Source organism: Paenarthrobacter sp. YJN-5, from assembly GCF_015040095.1.
In the GTDB taxonomy this organism is placed as follows: Bacteria; Actinomycetota; Actinomycetes; order Actinomycetales; family Micrococcaceae; genus Arthrobacter; species Arthrobacter ureafaciens.
The window spans coordinates 96,400-121,992 of sequence record NZ_CP053546.1; the positions used below are offsets into that span (position 1 = coordinate 96,400).

Below are 25,593 nucleotides of genomic sequence, written 5' to 3' on the forward strand. Positions count from 1 at the left end.
TGGATGCGCAGCTGGATACGAGCCGACCGTCGTTCCCTGAGCGAACTGGCGGACTTTCTCGCCAAGAGGAAGAAGGCCGCCAGTCGATGGGATCACACTCACCTCACTCGCCGTCTGGCCACTGAAAAGGATGCCGAAGAGTACCGGGCACTGCCGCGTGAAAAACGCTTCATTCTGTTGCAAGCGGCCAGGTTCTCGACGAGCTACTACGCAGTGGCCACTTTCCCCGCCCTCGCCCTGGGTATTGCCTTGATGGTTCCCGTGCTGTTCAAACAGGCAGATTCAATGGGATTACCCGTTGATGCACAGACCATCGCTGTATACGGCATCGCTCTGGTGCTCATCTTGGCAGGCATCGGTGACATCTACGGAGCCAGCAGATCAGCGGCCCACGCGAAGACCTGGGTGGCTGCATTTGAAGATGTTGAAAAAGAACTCGGCGGCGCCCCGCAGCGGCCGAAATCATGGCGCCATCAGGTGCAAAAGACCCGCGGCCCCGGCCCAAGAAAGTGAGCTTGCCTTATTGCATGCATCAGCCCCAGCGGATGCCGCTGGGGCTGATGCATGCGTGCTGGTTTGGCTACAGGGATCGTGTTGATTCCACTCCATTCGTTGCGCAGTCGAAGGCGGATGCCACCATCCCGGCCGAGCCGCAGATGTTGATGATTTCCGCCTTGACCTTCTTCACGGGACTGTAAATCATCGGAGACCAGACGCTTTCGCCGTCCCCAATTTCGGTGTTGGTCAGGTCGATTGACTGGGTGTAGCCGGTGTCCTGAACTGCTCGGAGGCCCACAATTCCACAGTTCATGCACCAACCCGTCGGGTACGCGGTCCATCGGGCCCAGTTTGTCCCGCACTTGGCGGAATACCGGAGCTCGACAATGCCTCCGCCAAGACCCTGCACATGCGAGTCGAGAGTGACAGCCCCCTCCGAGCATCCGGAGGCAACCGGATCCATCCCGCTGCAGTAGTCTCCGTAGCAGGCTGGGCTGGATTCTGTACTCAGCGCTGTCGCCGCCGCTGCCACAGGTGTTGACGCGCTGACCTGAACCTTCGTCGCGCTGGCATGGCCAGGCGCGGCGAACACCACCGATAGCGCCAGCATTAATGCCATCGCGCCGACCGAGATTGTCTTGCGGAAGGTGTCCATGATGACTCCTGTCTGTGACGATCCGATATTGAGGAGCCCGTCCTTGGTATGCTCCTGAATTCACTCTGTCGAGCCTCCGATTCGAAGTACATCCTTAGAGCACCTGGATGCCCAAAAATGCGCCACCTTGCTATATGTAGCCCTAGTGCATGAAACGAGGGATGATTAGGCCCTATGACGACTACCAGTAGTCAGCGGTCGCGGAATTCACGAGGGATGCCGTGTGTAGTTTGCGGTGCTCCGAGTGAGATCCCGCAGACGCGCCCGGACCTGACTGCGTCGATCGTCCGGAGAGTGCGTATATGCAGCAACGGCCACACGTTCCGGACCGTGGAAGTGCCCACACAACCTGACCTGGACAACTTTGCCGTTCGACGGTCGAGTGACAATAGGCTCGCCCCAGAACCATTCAGCCGGACGACGCTCCGAAAAGACATCGTCGGCATACTGTTCAAGCGAAAGGGCCCCCTTGACGACAGCCAGATCGACGCCGTGGTAGACACTGCGATCCGGCGCATCGAACGAAACCTTCCCGAAGCCCGGACTCACCTCACGGAGGAGGAGTACCGCAAGCATAAACTCATCGTCGGCGCCCTTCCGGATACCGTGATCTCCGATGCGGTTGAAGCAGAACTGGCAGAGCGCGGCGGTGGCAGCTTCCGCATGGCCGAGCTTCTCTATGCCATGGCAATCCATGGCCGAAACGACAACCGGCCCGGATGGCCTGACGCTGCCGCCGTTATGGCCTGGGTGCATGAACGGTACTCCGACATCCACGCGGAGAATCAACGCGGACATTTCACACATCAACCCTGGCCGAGGCTCGCCGCGCCGAGAAGACTGGACTGGCGACCCGAAACTGTCCTCAAGCGAGATGGCCGACGACCTGCCTTTGCCATCAAGCAGCTCCGCAAAGGAATCCACGCCGCACTGTGGGGAAGGGCGGACGCCGACGCTAAAGCACTCATGATTGCCCATCTAGTGCTCAGTGACCTCCGAGGCCAACGCATCGTCCAGTCCACGCAAATCTCACACTCGGTTCTCCTAAACCTGCGCCGAGTCGACGATATCGGTTATCTGCGGTGGGCAACGATCGTCAAAAACATCCGGGGAATTCGGGAGTTCGCCAACGAAGCCACTGACCTGATCAACGCACCCTCCCCACGCTTGCACGTTACGAAAGACTGGCGGCACTGGGCCCGCGCAAAATGACGGCGGCATCAAGCGGTACGAGGGCCACCGGGCTTAATGCGGCTTGGCGCCCTTTAGGAGTGGGTGTTCTCTTCGACGGTCGTACGTGTGTCCCAGCGCTTTCGCGCTCCCTGGCGAGTGATCCCAAACGCCCTGCCGATCTTGTCCCAGGAGAGGCCCTCGGCACGGGCCGCGGCCACGGCTTCGTCGAGCTGGCTTTCGAGCTTCTTGAGTTGGTCGCCCAAGGCGCTGATGGTGTGAAGGTACAGGTCGGGGGCGATGTGCAAGTGCCATTGCTCGATGAACAGGGGTTCCAGGTCTTCGCGGTCGCTGACGTAGGCAGCGTCGTCGCTGGAGGGGTCCCCGGCGTAGAGGCGGTGCTGGGCGAGGTCTTCGTCGGCTGGATCCCAGACCCGGGTCCATAGTTGGTCCAGGATGACGTGTTTCCCGTGCGGTTCGCAGCTGCAGGCGACCTTCCAGCCGACGACCTGCGACGGTGGCCGCCATGCCACGCTGTCCGGGTCGGCGTCGTCTTCCCAGATGCTTTTTCCGCCTGGCGTCATGAGGCTGATTTGCATGTGTTTCCCGCCGGCCCCGTACATGCCGTCGGCGAAGACACACACAACGTAGCCTTCGTGGTCGCTGCCCTCAGTGAACCAGCCCATCATGCTTCCTTTCGCCGGCTTCCATTGATACTGTGAACAGTATGTCAGTGCGCAACCAAAGTTTACAAGATGGATCGTAATGACAACTTTAGTGGCGTCCCTGCGGATTGGATGTGGACGTATTCCTCGTTGTGAGGTGAACCGTTCGGCTACTTCGGTGGCCAGGGCCCGTCGAGGAGCTTCTTTGCTTCGTCGACAATCAGCTGACCTATTTGGTGTCGGTCAATGGTCCAAGATGGTGTCCAATCGTCCCACTCGCTCACTTGGCCGACGAGTGGTCTGAGTGATTCGGGATATCCGAGTTCGTCCCATCCTTCCCACCAGATGAGGCGACCCGCATACTCGGGCTTTAGTTCCCCGTCTACCAGCGCCTGGCACAGCCATCTGACCAAGTTCCAGCGTTCGGGCGTCGTCTTCGCGGGCGTCGGCGGCGCAATGTTCAACTCGTTTACGACTGCGTTGAATAGATCATGCGCGTCGCCTTCCTCCCGTCGCGTAAGGCCAGCTAGGAGCGGCAGCGATGGAGAATCTACGCCATCCAACAGAGCGTTTAGAGCTGTTGCAATCAACACGTCGGCGCCCACAATTTCCTCGTAAAGGGCTTCCCGGATGGCAAGCACGCGGAGATCGTTTCTATGCGTCATAGGACGAGTTTCGCAGAGGGCACGACTGCGTCGATACATTCGTCAGTGCGGACGTCTCCATGCTGGAGAATATCCCGTGTGGATAGAACGAAATTGGTCGAGTCGGCCTTCGCTGGCGCTTTCAAGTTGCGTGGTTTCCGTAAGCGGGGTCGGAACTGGTTCCGGACGACGTCGGCCGGTGAGTATCAGGTGGTTAATCTTCAAAAGTCCCGGTGGGGGAGCGGAGACTTCTATCTGAACCTGGGTTGGGACTCATCGGTCCCTAGTGGGGAGTTCCGTTCAGAAAATTTCTGCCTTCTGAGCCTTCGAGCCGAAGAAACAGACGTGATTCCGACGATCGATTTTGCTCGACCTGATGGCTTGGTTGCACGGGACCTTCCGGGAACCATCCTGCTCGACGCTGAAATGGGTAGCCGGATCCCCGAGGATTCGTTCCTCAAACAGCTCACTGAGGTTGTCATCAACCCGGTCGCAGACTTTATGGACAGTACCCCGTCTGTGGTCGATCTGGTTCCGCTGCTTTCTGCCAAGCCCCAGTTCGCTTTCGTTCCCGTGCGGGAAGAACTTAGCCGCCGAGGATATGAGCTGCCCCAGCGCTAGGACACGGCGGGATTCATGGCAACCAGAAATCGTGGTCGTCCACAATCCGATTATCGGCGAGAGCCGTGGTGCCAGAGGCCTAGACCCTCAGCAGGGGCAGCGGCACGACGTAGTATTCCTTTGCTTTCCTGTTTGTCACGAAGGTGCGGCATCGGGATTGGGCTTCTTCTTCGGAGTTGAACCGTAGTGCCTGGTTTTCTCTGGGGGTCCATTCGTCGCCGGGCCGGTCGGGATGCAGGTAGTAATAGAACGTCTCGCCCGTGTCCAGGCGCACGACGATGCCCCACGCGGCCGGTTTACGCTTACCCATTCTGGTCCTTTCGTTTGGTGTCTTTCAGCTTTTCTGGAGTGTGGTTTGTCCGCCGGTTGACGTAGCGGGTCCATGCGTCGCCGGCGTTGTCGGCGTGAATGAAGGCTACTTGGTGGCTGTAGCCGAGTGCGTCGGCGACCAGCGGTGGTGGTGTGATGGTGAGGAGTTCATCGAGGGCGGTGTTTCGTGCCCCGCGCAGGTCGATGCCGAGGCTGCGTAGCCTGTCCATGATGGTATTGGGGTGAAGGTGTTGACCTGCGCGGGTGCCTGGGAAGAGCCAGGGGCTTTGGGTGTTTGATCCGGTTCTGAGGTTGGGCCGGTCTGCCAGGTGCTGTTGGATGAGGTCTGCTACGGGTGTTGGGACGGGCACTGGGTGCAGGCCCAAGCTGATTCTCATGTTGCCGGTGGTGTAGTTGGTCTCTATGGCGTCGGTCCGGAGTTGGGCGACTTTCACGAGCGGTTGGGCGTAGAGAAGCAAGAGGGCGCCGGCGACGCGGTAGGGCAGGGATTCGCTGGTGCCGGTGAGGAGTTCCCGCAGCCAGGCGAGGCGCTGGTCCTGGGTGATTGTGGGTCGTGTTTTCGCGGTGTAGTAGCCCATGTTGACGCGGTGGTTGGTGCCGGTGTTCTTGATGAAGATGATGAACGTGCGGATCTGTTTTCTGGTCGTGGGTCCGGCGGCGAGCCAGGCGTCGATGTCTTGCTGGGTGCAGGTCGCTGCTGTTCGTTGGTGCGTTTCCCAGAGCCAGAGGAGGAATTTGGTGGTTTCGGTGATCTCTTGTTTGGCCGAGTGCACCGGGCCGCGGGCGTTCTTTTCCGGTGTTGTGGTGGTCCGGATGCGTCGGAGGTGGTGCCAGGTCGCGAAGTGCTCGACTGGTTTGGCGACCTCCTCGGGCAGGGGGTCGAGTTTGGCTTTGATCCAGGTTTCGAACCGGGCCACGTAGGGGTCTTGGTAGGGGAGCAGTTCGTGGTGGACGAGCAGGGCGCGTAGGTGGTTTGTTGCTCGTTCGGCGGTTTTGGCGTAGGTATCGAGGCCTTCGTGGGTCAGGGGTGTTGTCCCGTTGGCGAGTGATCTCAGGAGGGCTTGGACTGTGGCGGAGCGTTTCCAGGTGATGATGCTTTCGGGGCGCTGGGCTTGGCAGAGGACCTCGATGAGCCGGGTTGCTGTTGAAGGTTCAGTGGGGTTTGTGGGGAGTAGTTGGGTGAGGTCGTCGCGGAGGGCGCAGCGGGCGCAGATGCCCGTTCGGTAGAACTCGCCTTCGTGGTTGCAGCGGGTGCAGTGGAAGTCGTGGGTGATTCCGGCGCAGGGTGCGCATCGTGGGCCGCCGTTGGGTTCGGGTGGGCCGGGCAGGAGCCGGTGTTGGCCGCAGTCGGGGCAGGTCCCGTGGGTGCGTGTTGCAGTGGTGAAGCAGGGGCCGCAGATTTTTCCTTCGGGCCAGGTGGCGCGTGTTCGTCCGGCGCTGCGGCTGCAGCGGGCGCAGGTGGCGGTGCCGGTGGTGCGTGGCCTGCCGCGGGTGGTGTTGCGGGCAGTCAGGCCCGTGGGTTGGTCAGTTGTCATCGTTGATGATGCGGGCCCGGCGTGGGCGGACGGTGCGGTTCAGGTCGACGACGTTGGGGGAGTTGGTGCCTGTTTTGCGGGCGCGGATGTCCGCGGCTGTGACGGTGATGAGGTCCTCGGGTCCGCAGGAGAAGATGTCGCAGATCGCTGCGATGACTTGTAAGGCGACGCGTTCGGGTTTCTGGTTGACCAGTCGATAGACCTGGGGTCGTGACAAGGTGATGCCGCGTTCGGCGAGCAGGGGGATGAGGTCGGTGGTGTTGTGCAGTCCCCGTGCTGCCATGAGCTCGGCGAGCCGCCATCTGTATTCGACTTCGCGTTTCACCATTGGCCTCGCATCTGCGTGCCGAGGACGTCGTTCATGGTGCCGTCCAGGGCTGCCCGGAGGGCGGTGTTGCGGAAGTCGTCGCTGACGAATTGGTAGATCCCGGTGGTGGAGGCGTGTTCGTGGCCCATTTGATATTGCACGAATCTAGAATCCCACCCATCCTCGAGCAGGTGCGTCGCATAGGAGCGTCTGAGCGAGTGAAGGTCCAGGCCGTCCATGGGCATGCCCAGTTCTTTCAGGTAGCGCCGCAGGCGGCGCAGCAGGGTCGATTCGCAGATCACCCCGCCCCGCTCACTGGGAAACAGGTCGAGGGTGTCGAGGGTTCCGCGGCCGTTGGCGAGCCAGTCGTCGATGATGCCGGAGGTCCAGTCGAACACGGTCAGGACGCTGCGGGATTTGTAGGGGGAGCCTTTGAGGGACTTGCCGAAACGGACTTTGCAGATTCCTGTTTTCCCGAACCTTCGTGCTTGCGGGTTGGTCGCGAAATCGACCGTTTGCAGGTGGCGGAGCTCGTTGAACCGGAGTCCGTAGGAGTACGTGACTTTCAGCATCACGGAGTCTCTGTAGGCTGCTTGCCAGCCCTTCTTGCCGGAGGCCGCGATGAGTTCAACCTGGTCATCCGCGTGGTCAAACAGCCGTTGCAGCTCAGCCCTGGTGAACGGCCTCTTCGAGGGCCGGCCTTCGTACTCCTGGGTGTGGGATGCGGTGTTCCAGTCGAAGAAAACCTGGGACGGGTGGGTGCCGAAACGTTCCTCGCAGACTCGGTCCCAGCCGTAGTCGGGATTGGAGACGTAGGAGCAGAACCGGCGAAGGGAGGACTGGTAACCGCGGATAGTGGACTGCTTCAACTGGTAGATCGAGCGCAGGTCACCGAAATACTCCTCGACATGCTCCGGCCCCCAGTTCCACGGAAACTCGTTCACATGGTTCACGAACCTCTTGACGCAGGCGATGCCCTTATCGATCGTGTCGAACTGCAGGTTCCTGGAGAGCTGCTGGTTGCGCCACCCGGTGAACATGTCCTCGAGCGTCTGCTCCTCTGGATGCAACAGGCGAACAGCACTCAGCTGCAGCACACGCCCGGAACCATCGACCGCCATTATTCGCCTCCAAAATCGCCCGAGAAAACATGCTCAAAACTTGAATCAATGATTCATCAAATGCATCATCAAGGCAAAACAGCAGGTCAGAGGCGCTTCTTGTGTCGTCATCCACGCGCAAAGCATCACGCCAGGCCACCAGAAGAATCTCCGTTCAAGGCCAACTGAGCGCCCAGATTCCGCGGAACTACGGGCCGATGCGGCAGGCCCAGGCAGGGACAGGGGATCGGACGTATTGATTCATCTGATGAGATACGCAGACTATTGGTTTACATAATCACAATTATCGGCGTTCGGTCGATGCTGTCATTAGACGAGAGAAACGCGCACTAAATGTGCGTTCTCATTCCACATGTCAGTTCTCGCATCCAAGTTGTCAGGGTCCCTGAACCCAGTCTGCTGGCTGTACTGTTCCCGTCATGTCTTGAGGAGAGGGCCTGATACCAAGCCCAAGTGCCGCGGTCGAACCATTCTTGATGGCGACTTCGCACTGAACGTGACACTCAACCTTGCCGATTGAGTTATTGAGGCGCGATTCCACTCGCTAGGAATTTGTCCGGCAGCGTGGGTCGTGGGCAGATAAGAGAGCGCCGGCCAGTTCAACCTGACCCCGGCGGATTGCATTGCATATGGATATGTGCTCGTAGTGCAGTTGTTTTGGATCGGCGATCCCAGTGTCGAGGGATACCAACTTCACGCGTCCAGCTATCTGGGCCGTCAGCTTTGCCAGCAATGTGCTGTCCGCCAAGGCCAAGATTTGTTCGTGAAGGTTCATGTGGGCGGCGGCTATGCGGTCTACGTCACCGGCGTCAGTTGCTTCCTCTGTTTTTTCCAGGGCATCTTCGAGATTCTGTGCGGTCTGCTCGGTGGCACACTTGGCCGCGGCTAGCCGGGCGGCCATCGCGTCGAGGGCGGCCCGGACTTCAAACAGCTCACGGGCGTCCTGCTCGGTCAGCTGGGCCACGACCGCGCCCCGACGTGGGGTTGTTGTTATCAGGCCTTCGGCCTCAAGACGCGGCAGCGCTTCCCGTAGGGGTATGCGTGAAACATTCAGTTTCGTTGCCAGTTCCCGTTGTCTGATGCGCATTCCCGGCTCCAGTAGACCGCCGATGATCATGTCCCTGAGAGTCGTGTAGATCTGATCCGCCACTGGTTTGCTGGTGTCCTGACGTTGCCTGTTGGCCATCGTTTCATCCGCTCTGAGGGGCTTCCACAGTTCTAGCAGCTCGTCATCGGGCAGTTGTTGGCCGCCCAGAGATCCGAGCAAGGCGGAGGGCACGCTGCCTTCTGTACCCTCCGCCGTCCTCGTCGTCTTGTCTCTCAACTCAGGGAGTTCACGATTTCTACGACGTTGTCTTTGGCGTCGCCGAAGAGCATTCTCGAGTTTTCCCTGAAGAACAGCGGGTTTTGGACTCCGGCATATCCTGTGGCCATGGACCGTTTGAAGACAATGACCTCATTCGCTTCCCAAACCCGCAGAACGGGCATGCCAGCAATCGGGCTGGCCGGGTCTTCTGCTGCAGCAGGATTGACCGTGTCGTTGGCCCCAATGACCAGAACAACGTCCGTCTCAGCCAGGTCGTCGTTGATTTCATCCATTTCCAGAACAACGTCATAGGGTACTTTGGCCTCTGCCAGCAGTACATTCATGTGGCCAGGAAGCCGTCCGGCGACCGGATGGATGCCAAAGCGTACGTTGATGTTTCTTTCACGCAGTTTCCGAACAAGCTCAGCTACCGGGTATTGCGCCTGGGCTACTGCCATGCCGTAGCCCGGGGTAATGACTACCGACGAAGCGTTGGTAAGCCGTTCGGCTACATCGTGTACAGCAACCTCGCGATGGTCGCCGAGATCCTCGTCCGTGTTGGCCTTTGTCGTGACGCCGAATCCCCCGGCAATAACAGAGATGAAGGAGCGATTCATCGCCTTGCACATGATGTAGGAGAGGTATGCGCCAGAGGAACCAACCAATGCACCTGTGATAATCAGAAGGTCGTTGGAGAGAAGGAAGCCTGATGCCGCGGCAGCCCATCCTGAATACGAGTTGAGCATGGAGACGACTACAGGCATGTCACCGCCGCCGATGGAAGCGACCAAGTGCCACCCCAGGGCCAGGGCAACGACGGTGACGCTCACCAGCAGCCACATCTGAGGTTCGATTACGAACCAAGCCGTGAGCCCGGCGAAGACTACTAACGCGCTTAAATTCAGAATGTTCTTGCCCGGGAGCATCAAGGGTTTGGAATTCATCTTGCCGGAGAGTTTGAGGTAGGCCACGATCGAGCCGGTAAAGGTTACGGCACCGATGAAGACACCGATAAAAACTTCCGCATGATGAATCTGCAAAAGCGTGGTGGCTTCGCTTGTGTGCGCTACGGGCCGAGCGTTGGTCTGTATGAATCCGTTCCAGCCCACTAGCACGGCGGCGAGACCAACGAAGGAGTGCAAAAGTGCGATAAGTTCGGGCATCCCGGTCATCTCAACAACCTTGGCGCGCCAAAGGCCGATTCCCGCGCCGATGACGATCGGGATGATGATGAAGACCACAGCAAGATCAGTGGCTGAACGTGTAGTCAAGGAGAGTGTTGCCGCGACGGCGATAGTCATACCGAAAATGCCGAAAACCACTCCCCTGCGGGCGCTTTCGTGTTTCGATAGACCGGCGAGGCTGAGGATGAAAAGGAGCGCCGCGACAAGGTACGCGCCTGTGGCAATGTTGGCGGTGGTCATCTTATGCGCCCTTCCGGAACATGCGCAGCATCCTGCGCGTCACGGCGAATCCGCCGAAAATATTGATCGACGCGAGAAGCACAGCGGCGTACGCGAGAACCCTCACGATGAAGTTGTCGCTGCTGCCCTGCAACACGGCCCCCAGGATGACGATCCCCGAGATGGCATTGGTTACGGACATGAGCGGAGTGTGAAGGGCGTGGGCGACTTTTCCGATGATGTAGAACCCGACTACGACCGATAGGGCCAGCACAGTGAGGTGTTGAGGGAGCGGCGCGGGGGCGAGGGCGGTCAGGACAAGTAAGGCTACGGCCCCTAACACTGGGGGCGCCCATTTGGACATGGGATGAGGGCTCTTCAGCGATGCTGCGTCCCGTTCGTGATCACTCGTTGCCTTCGTTGCAGTTTGACTCACAGCGGCTGCCGAGACGTGTACGGGAGGCGGAGGCCACATAATTTTGCCAGCGTTGACAACCGCGATCGAACGTACGACGACGTCCTCTAGGTCAAGGGTCAGCTGCCCATCTTTGGCTGGAGTGAGCAGTTTAAGCAGGTTGACCAGATTGGTGGCCAGCAGCTGTGACGATTGCGCCGGAAGACGGGCGGGAAGGTCGGTATAGCCGATGATGGTGACGCCATTGGCCGTAACGACCTTTTCTCCGGCGACAGATCCCGCCACGTTTCCGCCCTGCGAAGCGGCCATGTCGACTATGACCGAACCCGGTTTCATGGACGCTACGTCATCTGCTGTGAGTAGTCGAGGCGCGGGGCGGCCTGGGATGAGTGCTGTTGTAATGATGATGTCGGATTCTGCTGCCTGATCCGCGTAAAGGCGGGACGCTGCCTTGTCGTATTCTTCCGATGTCGCCTTTGCGTACCCGTCTGAGGACACTTCGCGCTTCTCCGTCGGCACCACGACCGGAAGGTATTCGCCGCCCAACGACTTGACCTGGTCTGCTACTTCCGGGCGGGGGTCGGTGGCCCGGACGACTGCTCCCAGCGAGCCTGCTGCTCCAATGGCGGCGAGGCCGGCGACCCCTGCACCGGCCACGAGCACCTTGGCCGGTGGGATTTTGCCGGCTGCAGTCACTTGTCCGGTAAAGAACCTACCGAATTCGTGTGCTGCCTCGATAACCGCGCGGTAGCCGGCGATATTTGCCATGCTCGATAAGACGTCCATGGATTGAGCCCTGGATATCCGGGGGACGGCATCCAACGCAAGTGCTGTGATCGGTCCTTGGGGCGCGGTCGCCAGGGACTTGATGAGCTCTGGGTCCAAGGCCGGGGAGAGGGGAGCAATCAGGGTCGAGCCCTTCTCCAATTTTGCGATCTCGTCTGCGTTGGGTTTGTTGACCTTCAAGACAACGTCGGATTGCCACACCGTTCCCGGGTCGGCGACATACGCGCCGGCGTCGGTGTACGCGTCGTCCATGAAATCGGCGAGCCGCCCTGCTCCGGCCTCGATACGAACCTCATATCCGAGGCTGATCAGTTGCCTTACAGTGGTGGGGGTCGCCGCAACCCTTGTTTCGCCCGCTGCGGTTTCAGCGGGAATTCCTACATGCATGTGTGCGCTTTCTCCATAGATTTGTCTTATTGGCTTATCGTTCTGGCGTTCCAAGCCCGGTGTGCTTGGTTGAGCGTGCCGATACCAGATCACGGCTTTTACCAACAGTTGTCGGCCGTATTCAGCCGCCCGCGAGCGGTTCTGAAAGTAGCTACCTAGGTCATGTAACATGCCCAACCGCTACGACATGGATTCGCCAGAGTCCACCCAGACTTCGTAGCCCGTTGCCCTGTCATAAAGCTTTCTGTTGGTGTTGGCGCGGCTCGCGAGCCAAAGCACTGAGCTATCGGGCGCTGCGGTGTCGACGATACCGTCAGCGATTTGTTGCCCGGCGAGCCAAACTTCGACGTTTTGCCCTATCAGTTCGTTCCAATTCGAACTCAGGCGTAAGTTGCTTGAGGTTTTCATGTTCGTGTCTCCGTCAGGCAGTGAGTGCTTTGGTAGATCGAGCCGGGACGGGAACTGGCTGGAACAACGTAGCCATCTCTTGCGCTGCACGCTTGAGCACGGCAGTGACATGGCTCCGTGAACCACCACCGAGACGGTCAGTGGGGCCAGCGACAGAGATGGCCAGTGGCCTTCCTGTGCCGGGCACCGGTACGGCGCAGTGCCGTAGTCCCTGTTCTTGCCCGTCATCGACGATGTAGCCGAGTAGCTGAATGTTTCTGATATCGGCGAGTGTTTCATTCTTGACGTGCTCTGACTGAGGTTCCGTTCCGGCTGCCGTTAGTGCTCTTGTGATTTCGTCGTCAGTGAGCTGAGACAGAAGTACTTTTCCCGCTGCTGACGAATGAGCCGGCTCGGGACTGCTAAGTTGCACCGTCGAACGGAGCCCACGGCTTGATTGAACTTGAAGGGTATGAACCACCGACTCCCCGTCAAGGATTGCCAGGGTCGCTGTCTCCTCGAGCTGATGTACGGCTGCTGCCAAAGCAGGCTGCATGGCTAAGAGTTGCTGCTCAACTGCAGATTCGCCGAGCCTGATGAGACCGGGTCCCAGACCGTAGCTTCGGTTCGTTAATTGCCGCGCATAGCCGAGTTTCACGAGAGTTCGTATCAGCCGATGAGTTCCCGCCATGCTGATACCAAGGCCTGCGGCCATTTGGGTCAGGGTCGCGGTTCCGCCTGACTCGACGATGCTTTCCAACATGCGGAAAGCCCGTTCGACGGATTGTACGTGTCCCATTCCGGTCCTCTCGATCAATTCTTTCCAGTTGTTGGGGCCGCTCTGCCAGAGGCTGTACAGGTGGCTTTTGTGGTCTTCTGTGGTGGACCGAGATTCCCGTTCGCCGGATTACGACGGGTTAATCTCGATCTCTGGGCTGTAGAGCTCCCACTGCTTCCTCTTGAGATGCAGGCCTTCCCACGGCCCTGTGGTGATGGTGTGCCCTGGCGTCATTGGGTGAGACTCCACCGAAGCCGTTGCGTCCGTCGTAACGGGCGCGGATGAACTCCGGGAAAGCCTCAGGGCCGTAGACAGCCTGCCGATAGTGTTGGCGACGAAGGCCTCCCAAGCGGATCCGCGTGAAGGGCCCGATCCAACCCTCCTCACACTGGGCGAATGTTTTGTCCACTGTCGTGGGCGTCGGGTGGGCAAGTCAGCCTGCCCGAACTCAACTGCGATTGCTTCCCTGGGCAGCTGGGTTCGGGTCGCAATGATCGCGGTAAGACTATCGGCCAATTCTTTTCGTACCGCGTGATCTCTTGCGCCTGCGATGGCACACGTTAGAAGGGTTGCCGGCACGGGTTCCCAGGCTTGGCATTGCCACAACGATCCTAAGGGGTGCACCAAGACGGAGACAGTAACCTTGCAAACGTCGATACCGGCAACGCGGGACACCACTTCTCCCATGTCCCGGGCCAGAGCCTGCTTTTGAAGCGCCGTTAGATCAGCGGTTATATCGAGTCGAACCGAAGACACCCGCCTCATCCTCCTCATGGGTGGGATCGGCCAGCACGTCGGCTATGTGCCGTTTAGAGACAGTGCCCCCTTCGTAGTTCGTTGATTCGGAGACGTCGTCCGCGCCGATGGCGATTAGGATTGCTCGTGCGATTCCGGCGTCTTGCTCTGGCGTTCCTCCTGCAACGCCAAGTCCAGCTACACACGACCCATCGAACGTAAGCGGCACGCCACCCTGAATGCTGGTTATGAGTCCCCCGGAGCCGTGTTCGAGCGGAATAATCAGCTCCGGGGGAATCGTGGCAGTGGGCCTGCGCATGGACGCTGCGATCATGGCCTTGCGTCGGCTGGTCTCAAGACTGTGTGGCGGTGAACCGTCAGCTCTACCCAAGGCGAGTGGCAAAAGGCCTGGATCCACGACGGTAACCACAGCCTTCACCCCGCGGCGTTCGGCTTCCCTGATGCCCACAGCGACAGCTTCGGCAGCAGTTTCATATGTCACCACAGGCACGGTGCGATGCGTTTTCATCAGGGGACTCCATTCATAAGGCCGGCATGACTTCATCCCGCCCTCCAGTACGGGCATGGGTCGAAGCTTGGTCATGTTTTAAAGGGGGGACAATTCAGAGAAGGACGTCTCCCCCGTTGGGGGACAAAGTCTGGCCGACGTAAAAACTTCCTGCATCGGATGCGAGCAGCAAGGCCGTGGGCGCAATTTCATCAACCTCTCCGACTCGGCCGAGAGGAAGGGAAGACCGTTTGTTTTCCAGCCAGAGTTCACTATGTCCACGCAGAAGAGCGGTGTCCACCGGACCAGGGGCAATCGTGTTGACCAAAACTCCATGCGGTGCCCCTTCCAGAGCAAGCGCCTTGGTGAAACCAACGACACCTGCTTTGGAGGCACAGTAGTGTGCGAGGCCGGTAGCACCCTTGTAAGCGAGTTGTGAGGCAATGTTGATAACTCTGCCCCAACCCTTCTCCACCATGGGTTCGTAGAAGGCCCGCGTCACGAGATAGCTGCCGCGTAGGTTGACTCCGATTACACGGTCCCATTCGACGGGATCGACAGCGGAGAAAGGCCGGTCGCCTCCGCCCACCCCGGCCGAATTCACTACGATGTCTACGTGACCCACGGTCTGACTGGTCCATTCGGCCAGATCATCAACCTCCTTCTCGATCGAAACGTCGCAGGTCCGCGAGGCGACGGAGTAACCCTCCAAGCTCAGTGAATCCGTCAACGCGGCTGCGGCATGATCGTCGTCGTGGTGGCAGAAGGCTACTGTTGCCCCATGCCGGGCAAGGATCTCGACGATTGCTGCGCCGATCCCTCGACTTCCTCCCGTCACGAGAGCAGTTCTCCCGGTCAGATCGAATGGCTGACTGGTCATACCGACACCGTGTCCTCGGCAAGTTTGGTGGCGTAGGCCTTCAGGCCGTCAGCCAAGGACCACCTAGCCTCATACCCAAGTTCATCTTTGGCCCGCTCTGGGCTAAGCGGCCCTTGTCGGTCTGAGTCGTCCGGGTCAGGTCCGTCTTCCAGATGGACGTCGATACCGGGAATGACTGTAGCCGCCACCTCTGCGACCTCGGCCATCGTCAGGTACGAATTGCCCGTGACGTTGAAGACGCGGTGTTGCGGGGACTTAGCATCCAAGGCGCAGATGATGGCTTCGGCAGCGTCGTCGACGTAGAGGTACTGCCTGGGGAAGTCCCTACCGAACGGCAGTACAGTGGGCTGACCTGCTGCTGCGTTCTGGATCATTGTCCGGACGAAGCAAGCCGTACGGCGGCCTGGCCCGTAGACGGTACCAATCCGCAGAGCGATACCGTCGACGCCATGTTGGGCGGCGTAGGAGCTTATCAGGGCTTCGCCGGCAACTTTCGAAGCAGCATAGACACTCGTAGGCGAAGTTTGCGTTGTTTCGGGCACCGGGCCTTCAGCCGTATTGCCGTATACCGTCAAAGATGAGCAAAATACAACACGTCGCAGCCGATGAACCCGGGCTGCTTCCAGGATGTTCGTGATTCCGCCGATGTTGATGTCGACGATGGTACGTGGTGCGTCCCGAGAAACCATTGGCCCGGAAATCGCGCCGCAATGAATAATATCGGTGACATTTTCCTGGGCAACTATTGTCTCAACAGCCGTTGCATCCGATGCGTCGCAGGCAATCACATCGTTAGTTTTGGGCGTGACGTCGGTGGCAATGACCTTGGTTCCCCGTTCGCGCAAGCGTGCAGCGACGACGCTTCCAAGGAGGCCGGATGCTCCGGTTACCAGAACGGCGTCCGTGCGTGGGTCTGTGTTCGCATTCAATGTTGGAGATCCTTAAATCGAAAATTGGGCGGAAGGACTTGGGTAGGACCGCTCAGGTGAGCAACGCATCGTCGAGGGGATGCGTTGCAAGGAAGCGCCCAACCGGACCGGGATCATGAAAACCGTTTTGATCGATGACAACCCGGCCGCCGGAGACGACCTCAACCGGCCAGCCGAAGAGAGTCAGTCCTTGGTATGGGGTGTAGTCAGTAGCCATGTGCAGTTCAGCGGCGTCGGTGGTGCGGCATGCCTCAGGATCGATGGAATAGAAGTCGGCATCAGCGCCGGGGCCTATCCACCCCTTGCCGTTCAAACCGTTAAGCCGCGCGGCATTCGTTGAAGTGAGCGCCACGAACCGCTCAAGGGAGACTCCGGCATTAACGACCAAGGCTGTGAAGGCGGCGGGAATCCTGGTTTCGACTCCCGGAAGGCCGTTCGGCATGTGCCTGACGTCATGTCGAGAGGTCGATTTCTGTTCCAGGGTAAAGCAGCAGTGGTCTGAGCCGATGGTGTCCACATCACCTACAAGTGCGGCGGTGACCAAATCCTTGCGTGTTTCATCGCTACGCAGCGGTGGACAGCACACGAATCCTTCTGCACCGGGTTTTTCGTAAACAGAATCATCAAGGAGGAGGTAGTGAGGGCACGTTTCGGTGTAGGCACGCAGGCCTTCCCGTCGCGCTGCCCGCACCTGCGACACCGCCTCGGGGGTGGACTGGTGAACGAAATACACCGGCGCTGAGAGATGACGGGCAGTCGCCAGAACCTGTGCGACGGCAGCGTTTTCTGCCAAGGCAGGCCTTGTTTCTGGTAAATGCGATGCGTCGATCCGGCCGGCCTCCGCGCTGAGGGCCAGTGCATCCTCGATGACATGATCGGCCTCAGCATGTACGTACCCCATGCCCCCTTGACGGTGAAGGCTCCTCAGGACTTCGAGTATGGTCTCAGGTTCGACCATACGCTCACCGCGGTACGTAGTGAACATCTTGATGGTGCGGATTCCAAGCTCTGCGAGCCCGGCAATCTGGTCCGACAACCCCGGTTCCCATTTCACAAGACCGCCGTGCAACGCGTGGTCGATTCTTGCTGTGGCACCCTCGCCCAGGCGACGCTGGGCGCAGTCGAGCGGGGACTCATTTTCGGCTTCAGGGATTGCGAAGTTGACGACTGTGGTTGTCCCTCCATGCAACGCCGCAATCGTGGCACTTTCGTAATCGTCCTGGCCAGCGTGTTCTCCCACGATTTCACCGATGTGGCAGTGTGGGTCAACCCCGCCGGGAAGAAGCAGCCGTCCGTCGACATCAAGGGTGCGCCGTGCCGTTGGAACGGATGCGCCCGGCGCCAGCAAGGCTTCGACCTTGCCCTTGTTTACGACGATGGTCGCCTCTTGACGGTGGGAGGCGTTGACGACTGTTCCGCCTGTAACGATGAGGTCCACGATGTGTTCGGATTCATGTGACATTTTCGGTTCCTTTTGATGGACTCAACTAGTGTTTCGCGGCAACGGGCTGTGTTGTTGAGCGGTCCCGCAGTTTGCGATCGTCGACACCGAATCGCATGCAGAAAGCCGATATCGCAAGGAATATCGATCCAGCGAAGATCGCTGACCAGGACATTGAGACGCCCATGCCGAGCAGAACGGCCAGGATGCCCGAGCCGAAAATGCTGCCGATCGGGGCAAGTGCGTGGGCGAGGTTTGCTCCGCTGCCCCTGGCTTCTTCCGGGAAGGACTCGCCCATGTAGAACAGGAGGGCGGCATACGGGCCGAGCTGGAAGAACAGGAACAGGGAGTATATAACGAAGACGAACAGCTCGTTGCTCGGTCCCAGCATCAGGACGACGCTGAGAGCTGCCGCAATCATCCAGCTGCGTACGATTGTGTTACGACGCCCGACCCGGTCCCCCAGCCAGCCATGGCAGAGGTAGCCGATGAATGCGACGACGTTGGAGACAACGAGGATGATAAGGCCTCGTTCCAGCGGTATTCCTTTGGCCTCAAGCAGCACCGTCGTTCCCAATACGGTAAACACCTGGTTGCCGAACCAGTTGAACAACCATGCGCCACACATGGCCAGGGTGTGCTTGCGCAGGCTGGGTGAGAAGAGGATGCGGAATTCCTGTGCAAGGCTCTTCTTTTCCCGTGGCGTTGCCTTTAGCGCCGCTGCGACCTTGGCAGTCTTTTCATCACGCCGGGAAACGGGCAGTTTGAGGGCGAAGGGGACGATCAGCAAGGTGGCAACCCCAGCGATGACGAACGACCACCGCCATCCGACAAGGGGAAGGGTGAGTGCGCAGATGCCGGCACCAAGAAGCGCTCCAATGGGCCAACCGCTTTGTACCAGGCTGTAGATCAACCCACGGCGCTTTACCTTCTCCAGCATTTCGCTCAGGTAGACGGCATTTACAACTTCCTCAGCGAGAGACAGGCCCGATAGGGCGCGGATTACCAGAAGGCTGAGCACGCCCGTGGCAGCACCGGTGAATCCAGCGACCAAGGCGCCACCGACCATCATGATGATCAGGGATTTCTTACGCCCAACGCGGTCTATCAGGTAGCCGGGAACCAGTGAAACGAAGAAGATTCCAATTTGGCAGACTGTGTTAAACATCGTCGCTTCGGCTGCACTCCAGCCGAAGTCCTCTGCGATTGCAGGAAGCAGGGTTCCAAAGAGGGTGAAGTCGTACACCGACATGACCCAGGCAAGCCCACAGATGACGCAGACATATGCCAAAGTGCGTGAACGAGGTTGATCGCCGGGACTGGACCGGACCTCGGTGTCTTCGACGGTTGTTTCTCTCGGCATTTTAATCCTCCAAGCGATACGAATGGTGTTGGATCCGCTGAGGGATCCCTATGGCCCATCGTTTTCCGTGTGTTCGCGTCTCATTGCGTCCGGCTGGACGGGAGTCGCTCCTTTGGGTCCTGTCCATTTGGGCGTGTAAACGGTGACCGTTGTGACGGTTCGGACGCGGAAGGTGATGGTGTGTCCGGCATGTGCAGGGCTAACTGGCTGCCGGGGTTTCAAGTGTTGTGCACTTCACATTGGCACCCGGATCTATTCTTGTCAACAAAAAAGAGATATCTTGTTCACAAGAAGAATATGACCGGATGGTCGGCCTTGTGGGCGGCTCTTGCGGGTCGATGGTGAGCTAGCGTTGAAGGAGTTGGGTCGATGTCGCTACTTCCTTTGTGCGGTATGCCCGGGTACTGTCCGGAGATTCTGCGCTCTGGGCGGCGGGCAATCTCTGCCAAGGCACACACTTACATGGAGGCGTCATGCCAAAACTTATGAGCCAGAGTCTTCCGCTGGGATCAACCTATGTACTGGAGTCCGCCGGTGGGGAAACTGCCAGCGGAAGGACCCAGCAGGACCTGCCCGGTGATGAGATCTACCAACGTATTCGTGATTCCGTTCTGCGCAACAGGATCGCGCCCGGGACAAAACTCGCTGAAGTCAAGCTCTGCGAATTGTTCGGGACAAACCGAGAGACAGTGCGCCGGGCACTCATCCGGTTGGCCTCCGACGGGCTGGTGGACTATTTCCCTAAACGTGGGGCATTTGTCGCCAGCCCGTCGGAAGCACAAGTCGAACAGGTACGTGATGCTCGAGTAGCAATCGAAAGTGACATTTCGGGACGTATTGCTGGCCGTGTCGATCAGTCAGTGCTTCAAGAGCTGAGCCGTATCGCCACTGAACAGATCGAGCTGCGGCAGGCTGGTGATCTCGATGCCGCCGTGGCTTTGTCGGGCTCATTTCACGTAACCCTGGCACAGGCCAGCGGCAACGCTTTTTGCGTGAAGTATCTCGTCGAACTAACAGCTCTGACTTCTCTTGCCTTAGCGAAGTTTGCGGTTCCACCCGAATCTGCTTGCCCGATCGAAGAACATGTTGATATTACGGCGGCACTGAGAGCCCCAGATGGCGTCCAAGCTGCTAACTTGATGCGCGCACATCTGGAAAGAGTGCATAACGCCATTCTTCAATCCGCGCGCCGCCCCGCCCCCAGCGTGGATTTGGGAAGTCTGATGAGGCCCTGAAAACCAAGCCCGTCACCGCCGGGGGCGATGACGGGCTTGGTTCGATGCGGTCGGTCGGCGTGGAACTCAGCACTGCCGCCGGACGACGGCGGCGAGAGTGCTGCCTAGCGGCCGTTCGGGACTGGCACGTCGATCGAGACAGAACAGGCTGGAACGATTTGCCGCCACCGGCCTCGGCCAAACGATGGCGCGGAAAGACCGAACGTTCTTCCTAATTATTAAAGGCCCGCAAGTGCTCTGAACTGGTGCAGGCGCAAGGGCTGCAGCCCAGTTCCGCTTCGCCGCATTGCCAAATATCGGGGCTGCCTCCGACCATTGAGGCAAACCACGCCCACTCGTACATCGTTCGTGATGGAACCTGGTGATGGCAGTTGTTGCATGAGACAGAAGCATGCGACTGGGTCCGATGGCGCCTCCAGCACGTGAGCAACCTATTCATGACCGTCTCCCTACAAAGCTGTGTTGTGGTCTGTTTCTCGTTTTGTGGTGAACGTCAGGAGAGCCATCGCCTAACGGGCCAGCCAGCGACGTGTGTCCTCATCTGCCGAGCCGGGAGAACAGGACGGCGACGGCGGCCGTGACTCCGCCGGCCAGTGAGCCTTCCAACTCGGGGGCGAAAAGCGGCGAGTGGATACTGGGGACAGGGGCGGCCCCTTCAAGAGTGGGTCGCGAGAGACCACCGAATAACCAGTACACGGAGGGCACGCCGATGGCCGTACCCAGGTGACCGAAGTCCTCGCTCCCCATCATCGGCGGGGTCACTTCTACTGACTCAGCCCCGAACGCACCGCGCAGTGCCTCAAGAACTGAAGGAACGGCGTCGGGTTCGTTGTAGCACTGCGGAAAGCGATACAGCTCCTCGATCTGCGGGGCGGGAGCGCCGGACGCGGCAGCTTCAGCTTCAATGATGCGGTGAACGGCCGCGAGGACCTGGCCACGAACGTCCTCGTCGAAGGTACGGATGTTGAGCGTGAACTCGGCCGAGGCCGGGATGATGTTCTCCTTGAGTCCGGCGTGAAAGGTGCCTACCGTCACGACGGCGGACTTCCGGGGGTCAAGCTCGCGGGACACTATGGTTTGCAGCCGCGTGACCATGTGGGCTCCCATGACGATGGGATCTACGGAATCCTGCGGCTGCGACCCATGGGACTGCTGCCCGCGCACGGTGACCCTAAGCGAATCGGCCATGGCTGCAGCGGGTCCGCTGGAGACCAAAATCGTTCCAACAGGCCGAGGCGTAATGTGCTGCCCGAACACCACCTCGGGTCTCGGCGCCTTGTCCCATAGCCCGTCGTCGAGCATGGCCAGCGCACCTGCCGCGGTCTCCTCGCCGGGCTGGAAGATCAGCACTAGAGTACCGGCCCACATGCCCCGGTTTCCGACGAGGATTTCGGCGGCTCCCAGCAGGCTCGCCACATGGGTGTCGTGGCCACAGCCGTGCATCACGGGAACCTCGGAGCCCTCCAGCATGCCCTTATCCGTGCTGGCATACTCCAGTCCGGTGGCCTCCTCGATGGGTAGTCCGTCAGTATCGGCGCGGAACGCAACCACAGGACCGTCGCCGTTGCGCAGGATGCCCACCACTCCCGTGCCACCGCAGCGGAAATGCTCGATGCCCAGGCGTTCCAGTTCCTGCTCGATGAGCGCTGCCGTGGCGTGTTCCTGCATGGACAGCTCGGGGTGGGCATGGAGGGACCGGTACAGGGCATGGAGCTTGGTGGTCTGTTCGCTGTCGAGCTCCTGAGCGGTGGCGGTCGTTGAGTTTGTCATTATTTGTGGTCCTTATAGAGGGCTCATGCACGTGGAGGGGTAGATGGAGTCACGTGGGCCAGATCAGCGCGCGACGGGGTCGTTTGTAGAGAACCAACCGAAACTAGGGGATCCGGCCTCGTCTGCGAGCATGTTCGCAGACGAGGCCGGGTTAGATGCGACTAGCCCCAGACTTGGTCGAGAACACGCATGGTGTTACCGCCAATTACCATCCGAATTTCGGCGTCGCTGTAGTCATGCGTAACCAGCCACGCGATGATGTTGAAGAAGTTCTCCGTTGGGTTCTCCAATCCAGCGACATAATCAACCGGTTCGAAGTCCGGCCATGTTGCCATATCCTCGTGGACGCCCAGGTCAAAGGCGTGATGAAGCCCGACGTGGTCGCCATACAGGGTGTCTGGACCGAACGAAACATGCTCGATGCCCATGAGATCAACGCAGTAGGTGAAGTGATCCATGACAGACTCCAACGAGTGTTTGGGGTGTGCCCGTGAGACGGTAGTGTGCGGGGCTGCCTCGATGCCCAGCACTCCCCCGCGTTCTGCACAGGCGGTCAGCACCTCGTCCGGCTTCATGCGGCGGGTAGGCCAGACACCACGAGCGCCGGCGTGGGTGATCAGCAGGGGGTCCGTTGAGAGGCGTATGGCGTCCAGACATGTCCGATCGCTGGAGTGCGAGATGTCGATGACCATTCCAAGGTCATTCATACGTTTGACGCACCGTTCACCGAATCGGCTCAGGCCACCATCGCCGCGTTCCCTGAGGCCTGATCCGAGGTTGTTCGATTCGCTATAGACCAAACCCATCTGACGGACACCGAATCCGTAGAGCATGTCGATCCGGTCAACTTCGTTTTCAATGGCGGTCGAAGCCTCCAAGGAAAGGACGATTGCTAGTCCACCCTGTTCATGGGCCGCCCGAATGTCGGAGGTATTGCGGGCGACAGTAACGTAGTCCTGCTTGCTGAAATCGCAGAGCCGCATGCCGAGATCCATAATGAGTTCCTCCCACTTCCAGCCGGCTGAGCTGCACACGCAGCCGTAGCCATCAAGTAGGTTGTCAAAGACTGCGGTCATGCCTGAGGCACGTAGCCCTTCGTATCCGGTTCGGGTATGCGCGGACCGGACGTATGGGATCAGGTCGGACATGTCAGCCGGGTATTCATGTGGGTGGTCATGCAGGCTGACCACGATTTCTTCCCGGAGTAGCCGCTGGACCCGTTGCCGCTGCATGTCGGAGAGATCCCAAGAGTATTCGGGAACACGTCCAAATTGCGGGGCCAGTTCGAAACTGGGATATTCCTTGCCCTCGGTCTTCCAGGGGAAGGATTTTTGGAAGGTAGCCGTTTTCATCTTTCGAGTCCTTTCTAAAGGCTTTCGCTTGTGGCGTTCTCTTTAAGCCATGGATGTGAAGCGCGTTTGAGGGTTTGCAGGGAAAGTGAGGAGGCACTGCTCTGTACTCCTGGGATCCCTGACAGTGTGTTGGTAATGAAGCTGTAGTACTCGTCGATGGATGTGACGACTATTTCGCAGAAGAGATCGGCGTCGCCTGTAGTGACGGATACGTATCGGACGGCGTGCAGGCCGGCCAGGGTACGGGCTGTTGATGTGATCTCGGCCGGTGAAACCGACAGTCTCACGAAGGCTTCGACGCCAAAGCCCAATGACCTGGGATCAAGCTGGGGGCTGAAGACAACTGCCCCCAGGCGGCGCATGCGGTTAATGCGGCGGCTCACTGTAGTTTCGTCAACGTGGACCCGGCTTGCGAGTGAGACGTTCGTTGCCCGCCCGTCGTGGGCCAGAATGGTTAGAAGCTCCAAGTCGAGCTGATCCAGATCGACGGTACCTCTCGCGTCGGCTGGTAGCGGCCGGATTGGACGCATGAGATGGAGTTCCCGCGGTGTGAGGAGGTCTGCTGCCCATTCCCAACCCGCTTTGAAGTTACGCATCACAGCGATGCTGCTTGCCTCGCTGATTTGGCCACGAAGCGGTGGAGAGTCCAGGAATGTGACTAGCTCCTCGCGGTCAGGGACGACCACCTCCGTCAATACGTCGTACCCACCGGACAGTCGGACGACAAGTCGAGTCTCGGGATGCTTTGCCAAGTCCAGAGAGAGCGCTGCGGCTTTGCCAGGTAATGCCCGAAGGAAGATCCAGTAGGAATTGCCCAGTCCGCAGCGCTGCGGATCAAGCATTCCTGTGATGTGGATGTAACCCTGTTCTTCGAGTCTCTGAAAGTGACGGGAGACGGTGCTCTCTGCGACTCCGAGGGAGGAGCTTATTTGAGCCCAGCTGGCTCTCGCGTCCAAAGCCAGGCAGGCGAGGATCTTGCGGTCAAGATCCGTGCTGAGCGGGGTAGCGTTAGGAGACATGGCAGTTTCCACTCTTTGTCAGAACTGCCGTTGCCGCCGGACCAAGGGAATGACAGCCAGCGCCGCGAGCGATGAAATGGCTGGATAGAGCCAAAGCAGACCGCCGAGGCCCTGCGACTGGGCCCACGTGGCCACCAAGGGAACCGTTCCGCCGAAGATCGCGACAATCAGTGAATATGAGGTGCCGATCGCCGTCGTACGGACGTGCGCCGGGAAGGCATCTGAAAGTACGGCCGCAAGAATGCTCGAGTAGAGAGCCACGACGGTGAGCCCGAGAATATCGGCGATAAGTATGGCGGCAAATGAGGAGGATCCAGCCAGTTGGAACGCCGGCCACGGCAGAATCAACAGGGCAGTCCCGAATGCGGCCACAAGCTTGGAGCGACCAACGCGGTCGGCAAGGATGCCGAACACCGGGATCAGGCACATGGCAAACACCAAGGCGATGGCGTTGGCCCAAAGGGCAGTGCTAAGGGGGATTCCTGCGGTCTTGACGGAATAGGAGGGCATGTAGCTGACAAACAGGTAGAAGGCCAGGCATCCGGGGATGTTGAAGCCGACCACGATGAGGATCCCGCGCCAGTGGCTCCATGCCTCGCGGATCTGTGCCCCGATTCGTGTCTTCTTGGCAATGTCTTGGGACTCAAGGAATTCCTGGGTTTCTCCAACGCTCAACCTGAGCCAAACACCAACCAGCCCAAGCACGGCGCCGATGCCGAACGCAAGACGCCAGCCCCACCCCTGCATCGCATCCGTTGGGAGAAGCGTCGTCAGCAAGGCACCGGTGGCTGTTGCCAGGACAATGCCGGCGATGACCGAAACCTGCTGCCAGCTGCCGGCGAGAGTCCTCCGCCGGGAACTTCCCGATTCGACCATGAAGGCAGACGAGGAAGCGAACTCGCCGCCCGCAGCGAAGCCCTGCGCCAAACGCGCAAGCACCAGCATGATGGGTGCTAACAGGCCAACGGCTGCGAAGGTTGGGGTCAATGCCATGACAACTGAAGACACCGACATAATTGCGATGGTGAGGGTGATGCCGGCCTTGCGACCGTGTCGGTCCGCGTACAGTCCAAGGACCGCTCCGCCCAAGGGGCGCATAAAGAACCCCACGGCGAAGACCGAGAACGTCAAAAGGAGACCGGAAGTCGCATCACCGCCGCCGAAGATCTGTGTCGAGAACACGGGGGCAAGGACTGCGTAAAGTGACCAGTCAAACCATTCCACCATATTGCCGACCGAGCCAGCGACGATCGCGCGACGATGCCCTGAGGCATGCGGATCCGTAGCTGTGTGTGGCTGCTTTTGAGGGGCGTCTACAGACGTTATCCCTTGATCATTCATTGGTGCCTCCGG

General features: G+C 59.4%; 25 protein-coding genes and 1 pseudogene. 5 read left to right on the forward strand and 21 right to left on the reverse strand.

Features of this window, described 5'->3' with window-relative positions:
• Window positions 1–3: 3 nt before the first annotated feature.
• Window positions 4–513: a hypothetical protein gene (locus HMI59_RS24430; protein ID WP_193594485.1), complete on the forward strand. Its 510-nt coding sequence runs from the start codon at window positions 4–6 to the stop codon at window positions 511–513.
• 67 nt (window positions 514–580) lie between these two features.
• Here the strand turns inward: HMI59_RS24430 and HMI59_RS24435 are convergent, their stop codons facing one another.
• The gene (locus HMI59_RS24435) at window positions 581–1,153 is read right to left on the reverse strand and encodes a DUF2690 domain-containing protein (protein WP_193594486.1); all 573 of its coding nucleotides are present in this window, start codon (window positions 1,151–1,153) and stop codon (window positions 581–583) included.
• 330 nt (window positions 1,154–1,483) lie between these two features.
• Here HMI59_RS24435 and HMI59_RS24440 point away from each other — a divergent pair, with 330 nt between their 5' ends.
• On the forward strand, window positions 1,484–2,365 hold the full coding sequence (locus HMI59_RS24440; protein WP_193594487.1) for an ATP cone domain-containing protein: 882 nt from the start codon (window positions 1,484–1,486) through the stop codon (window positions 2,363–2,365).
• Window positions 2,366–2,418: 53 nt separating this feature from the next.
• Here HMI59_RS24440 and HMI59_RS24445 read toward each other — a convergent pair whose 3' ends face one another.
• Together HMI59_RS24445 and HMI59_RS24450 are read right to left on the reverse strand one after the other, a co-directional pair.
• Window positions 2,419–3,012 (reverse strand): hypothetical protein, encoded by a 594-nt coding sequence (locus HMI59_RS24445; protein ID WP_227471738.1) that lies wholly within the window; start codon window positions 3,010–3,012, stop codon window positions 2,419–2,421.
• A gap of 146 nt (window positions 3,013–3,158) precedes the next feature.
• Window positions 3,159–3,653: a hypothetical protein gene (locus tag HMI59_RS24450; RefSeq protein ID WP_193591318.1), complete on the reverse strand. Its 495-nt coding sequence runs from the start codon at window positions 3,651–3,653 to the stop codon at window positions 3,159–3,161.
• Here HMI59_RS24450 and HMI59_RS26165 point away from each other — a divergent pair.
• Both HMI59_RS26165 and HMI59_RS25875 read left to right on the forward strand, forming a co-directional pair.
• Window positions 3,645–3,887: pseudogene (locus HMI59_RS26165) on the forward strand (DUF4304 domain-containing protein); the annotation flags it as partial. The gene HMI59_RS24450 and the pseudogene HMI59_RS26165 overlap by 9 nt on opposite strands.
• A 90-nt stretch (window positions 3,888–3,977) precedes the next feature.
• Window positions 3,978–4,253: a hypothetical protein gene (locus tag HMI59_RS25875; protein WP_227471658.1), complete on the forward strand. Its 276-nt coding sequence runs from the start codon at window positions 3,978–3,980 to the stop codon at window positions 4,251–4,253.
• Between the two features lie 79 nt (window positions 4,254–4,332).
• Here the strand turns inward: HMI59_RS25875 and HMI59_RS24460 are convergent, their stop codons facing one another.
• The 14 genes from HMI59_RS24460 to HMI59_RS24525 all read right to left on the reverse strand — a co-directional run bounded on the left by HMI59_RS24460 (window position 4,333) and on the right by HMI59_RS24525 (window position 18,864).
• A complete protein-coding gene (locus HMI59_RS24460) occupies window positions 4,333–4,563 on the reverse strand; it encodes a hypothetical protein (protein ID WP_193591320.1) in 231 nt (76 codons plus the stop codon).
• Window positions 4,556–6,118 carry a recombinase XerD gene (locus HMI59_RS24465; RefSeq protein WP_193591321.1) on the reverse strand — a complete coding sequence of 521 codons (1,563 nt, stop codon included), beginning with the start codon at window positions 6,116–6,118 and terminating at the stop codon, window positions 4,556–4,558. Before HMI59_RS24465 ends, HMI59_RS24460 begins: the two co-directional genes overlap by 8 nt.
• Window positions 6,108–6,443: a helix-turn-helix transcriptional regulator gene (locus tag HMI59_RS24470; protein WP_193593734.1), complete on the reverse strand. Its 336-nt coding sequence runs from the start codon at window positions 6,441–6,443 to the stop codon at window positions 6,108–6,110. The genes HMI59_RS24465 and HMI59_RS24470 overlap by 11 nt, the downstream gene beginning before the upstream one ends.
• Window positions 6,440–7,546, reverse strand: a complete 1,107-nt coding sequence (locus tag HMI59_RS24475) for a site-specific integrase (RefSeq protein WP_193591322.1) — start codon at window positions 7,544–7,546, stop codon at window positions 6,440–6,442. The genes HMI59_RS24470 and HMI59_RS24475 overlap by 4 nt, the downstream gene beginning before the upstream one ends.
• Window positions 7,547–8,090: 544 nt before the next feature.
• On the reverse strand, window positions 8,091–8,825 hold the full coding sequence (locus HMI59_RS24480) for a GntR family transcriptional regulator (RefSeq protein WP_193594488.1): 735 nt from the start codon (window positions 8,823–8,825) through the stop codon (window positions 8,091–8,093).
• A 41-nt stretch (window positions 8,826–8,866) separates the two neighbouring features.
• The gene (pntB, locus tag HMI59_RS24485; protein WP_193594489.1) at window positions 8,867–10,276 is read right to left on the reverse strand and encodes a Re/Si-specific NAD(P)(+) transhydrogenase subunit beta; all 1,410 of its coding nucleotides are present in this window, start codon (window positions 10,274–10,276) and stop codon (window positions 8,867–8,869) included.
• A gap of 1 nt (window position 10,277) precedes the next feature.
• The gene (locus HMI59_RS24490; RefSeq protein ID WP_193594490.1) at window positions 10,278–11,843 is read right to left on the reverse strand and encodes a Re/Si-specific NAD(P)(+) transhydrogenase subunit alpha; all 1,566 of its coding nucleotides are present in this window, start codon (window positions 11,841–11,843) and stop codon (window positions 10,278–10,280) included.
• A gap of 180 nt (window positions 11,844–12,023) precedes the next feature.
• Window positions 12,024–12,251 (reverse strand): hypothetical protein, encoded by a 228-nt coding sequence (locus HMI59_RS24495; protein WP_193594491.1) that lies wholly within the window; start codon window positions 12,249–12,251, stop codon window positions 12,024–12,026.
• A gap of 13 nt (window positions 12,252–12,264) precedes the next feature.
• Window positions 12,265–13,029, reverse strand: a complete 765-nt coding sequence (locus tag HMI59_RS24500) for an IclR family transcriptional regulator (RefSeq protein WP_193594492.1) — start codon at window positions 13,027–13,029, stop codon at window positions 12,265–12,267.
• 703 nt (window positions 13,030–13,732) lie between these two features.
• Entirely contained in the window at window positions 13,733–14,272 is a 540-nt protein-coding gene (locus tag HMI59_RS24505) for a heme-binding protein (protein WP_193594493.1), read from the reverse strand.
• A gap of 94 nt (window positions 14,273–14,366) precedes the next feature.
• On the reverse strand, window positions 14,367–15,131 hold the full coding sequence (locus HMI59_RS24510) for an SDR family NAD(P)-dependent oxidoreductase (protein WP_193594494.1): 765 nt from the start codon (window positions 15,129–15,131) through the stop codon (window positions 14,367–14,369).
• Window positions 15,128–16,060 (reverse strand): NAD(P)-dependent oxidoreductase, encoded by a 933-nt coding sequence (locus HMI59_RS24515; protein WP_193594495.1) that lies wholly within the window; start codon window positions 16,058–16,060, stop codon window positions 15,128–15,130. The genes HMI59_RS24510 and HMI59_RS24515 overlap by 4 nt, the downstream gene beginning before the upstream one ends.
• Before the next feature lie 52 nt (window positions 16,061–16,112).
• Window positions 16,113–17,522, reverse strand: a complete 1,410-nt coding sequence (locus HMI59_RS24520; protein WP_193594496.1) for an amidohydrolase family protein — start codon at window positions 17,520–17,522, stop codon at window positions 16,113–16,115.
• A 25-nt stretch (window positions 17,523–17,547) separates the two neighbouring features.
• Window positions 17,548–18,864 (reverse strand): MFS transporter, encoded by a 1,317-nt coding sequence (locus tag HMI59_RS24525; protein WP_193594497.1) that lies wholly within the window; start codon window positions 18,862–18,864, stop codon window positions 17,548–17,550.
• A 473-nt stretch (window positions 18,865–19,337) separates the two neighbouring features.
• On the opposite strand from HMI59_RS24525, the gene HMI59_RS24530 reads away from it, so the two are divergent.
• Window positions 19,338–20,099 carry a GntR family transcriptional regulator gene (locus tag HMI59_RS24530; protein WP_193594498.1) on the forward strand — a complete coding sequence of 254 codons (762 nt, stop codon included), beginning with the start codon at window positions 19,338–19,340 and terminating at the stop codon, window positions 20,097–20,099.
• Between the two features lie 537 nt (window positions 20,100–20,636).
• On the opposite strand, the gene HMI59_RS24535 is transcribed toward HMI59_RS24530, so the two are convergent.
• From HMI59_RS24535 to HMI59_RS24550, 4 genes are all read right to left on the reverse strand, one after another.
• Window positions 20,637–21,869 carry an amidohydrolase gene (locus HMI59_RS24535; protein ID WP_193594499.1) on the reverse strand — a complete coding sequence of 411 codons (1,233 nt, stop codon included), beginning with the start codon at window positions 21,867–21,869 and terminating at the stop codon, window positions 20,637–20,639.
• Between the two features lie 161 nt (window positions 21,870–22,030).
• Complete coding sequence (locus tag HMI59_RS24540; protein WP_193594500.1) at window positions 22,031–23,221, reverse strand: dipeptidase; 1,191 nt, start codon at window positions 23,219–23,221, stop codon at window positions 22,031–22,033.
• Window positions 23,222–23,235: 14 nt separating this feature from the next.
• Window positions 23,236–24,240 (reverse strand): Lrp/AsnC family transcriptional regulator, encoded by a 1,005-nt coding sequence (locus tag HMI59_RS24545; RefSeq protein WP_193594501.1) that lies wholly within the window; start codon window positions 24,238–24,240, stop codon window positions 23,236–23,238.
• Window positions 24,241–24,258: 18 nt separating this feature from the next.
• A complete protein-coding gene (locus HMI59_RS24550; protein WP_255527697.1) occupies window positions 24,259–25,491 on the reverse strand; it encodes an MFS transporter in 1,233 nt (410 codons plus the stop codon).
• Between the last annotated feature and the right edge of the window lie 102 nt (window positions 25,492–25,593).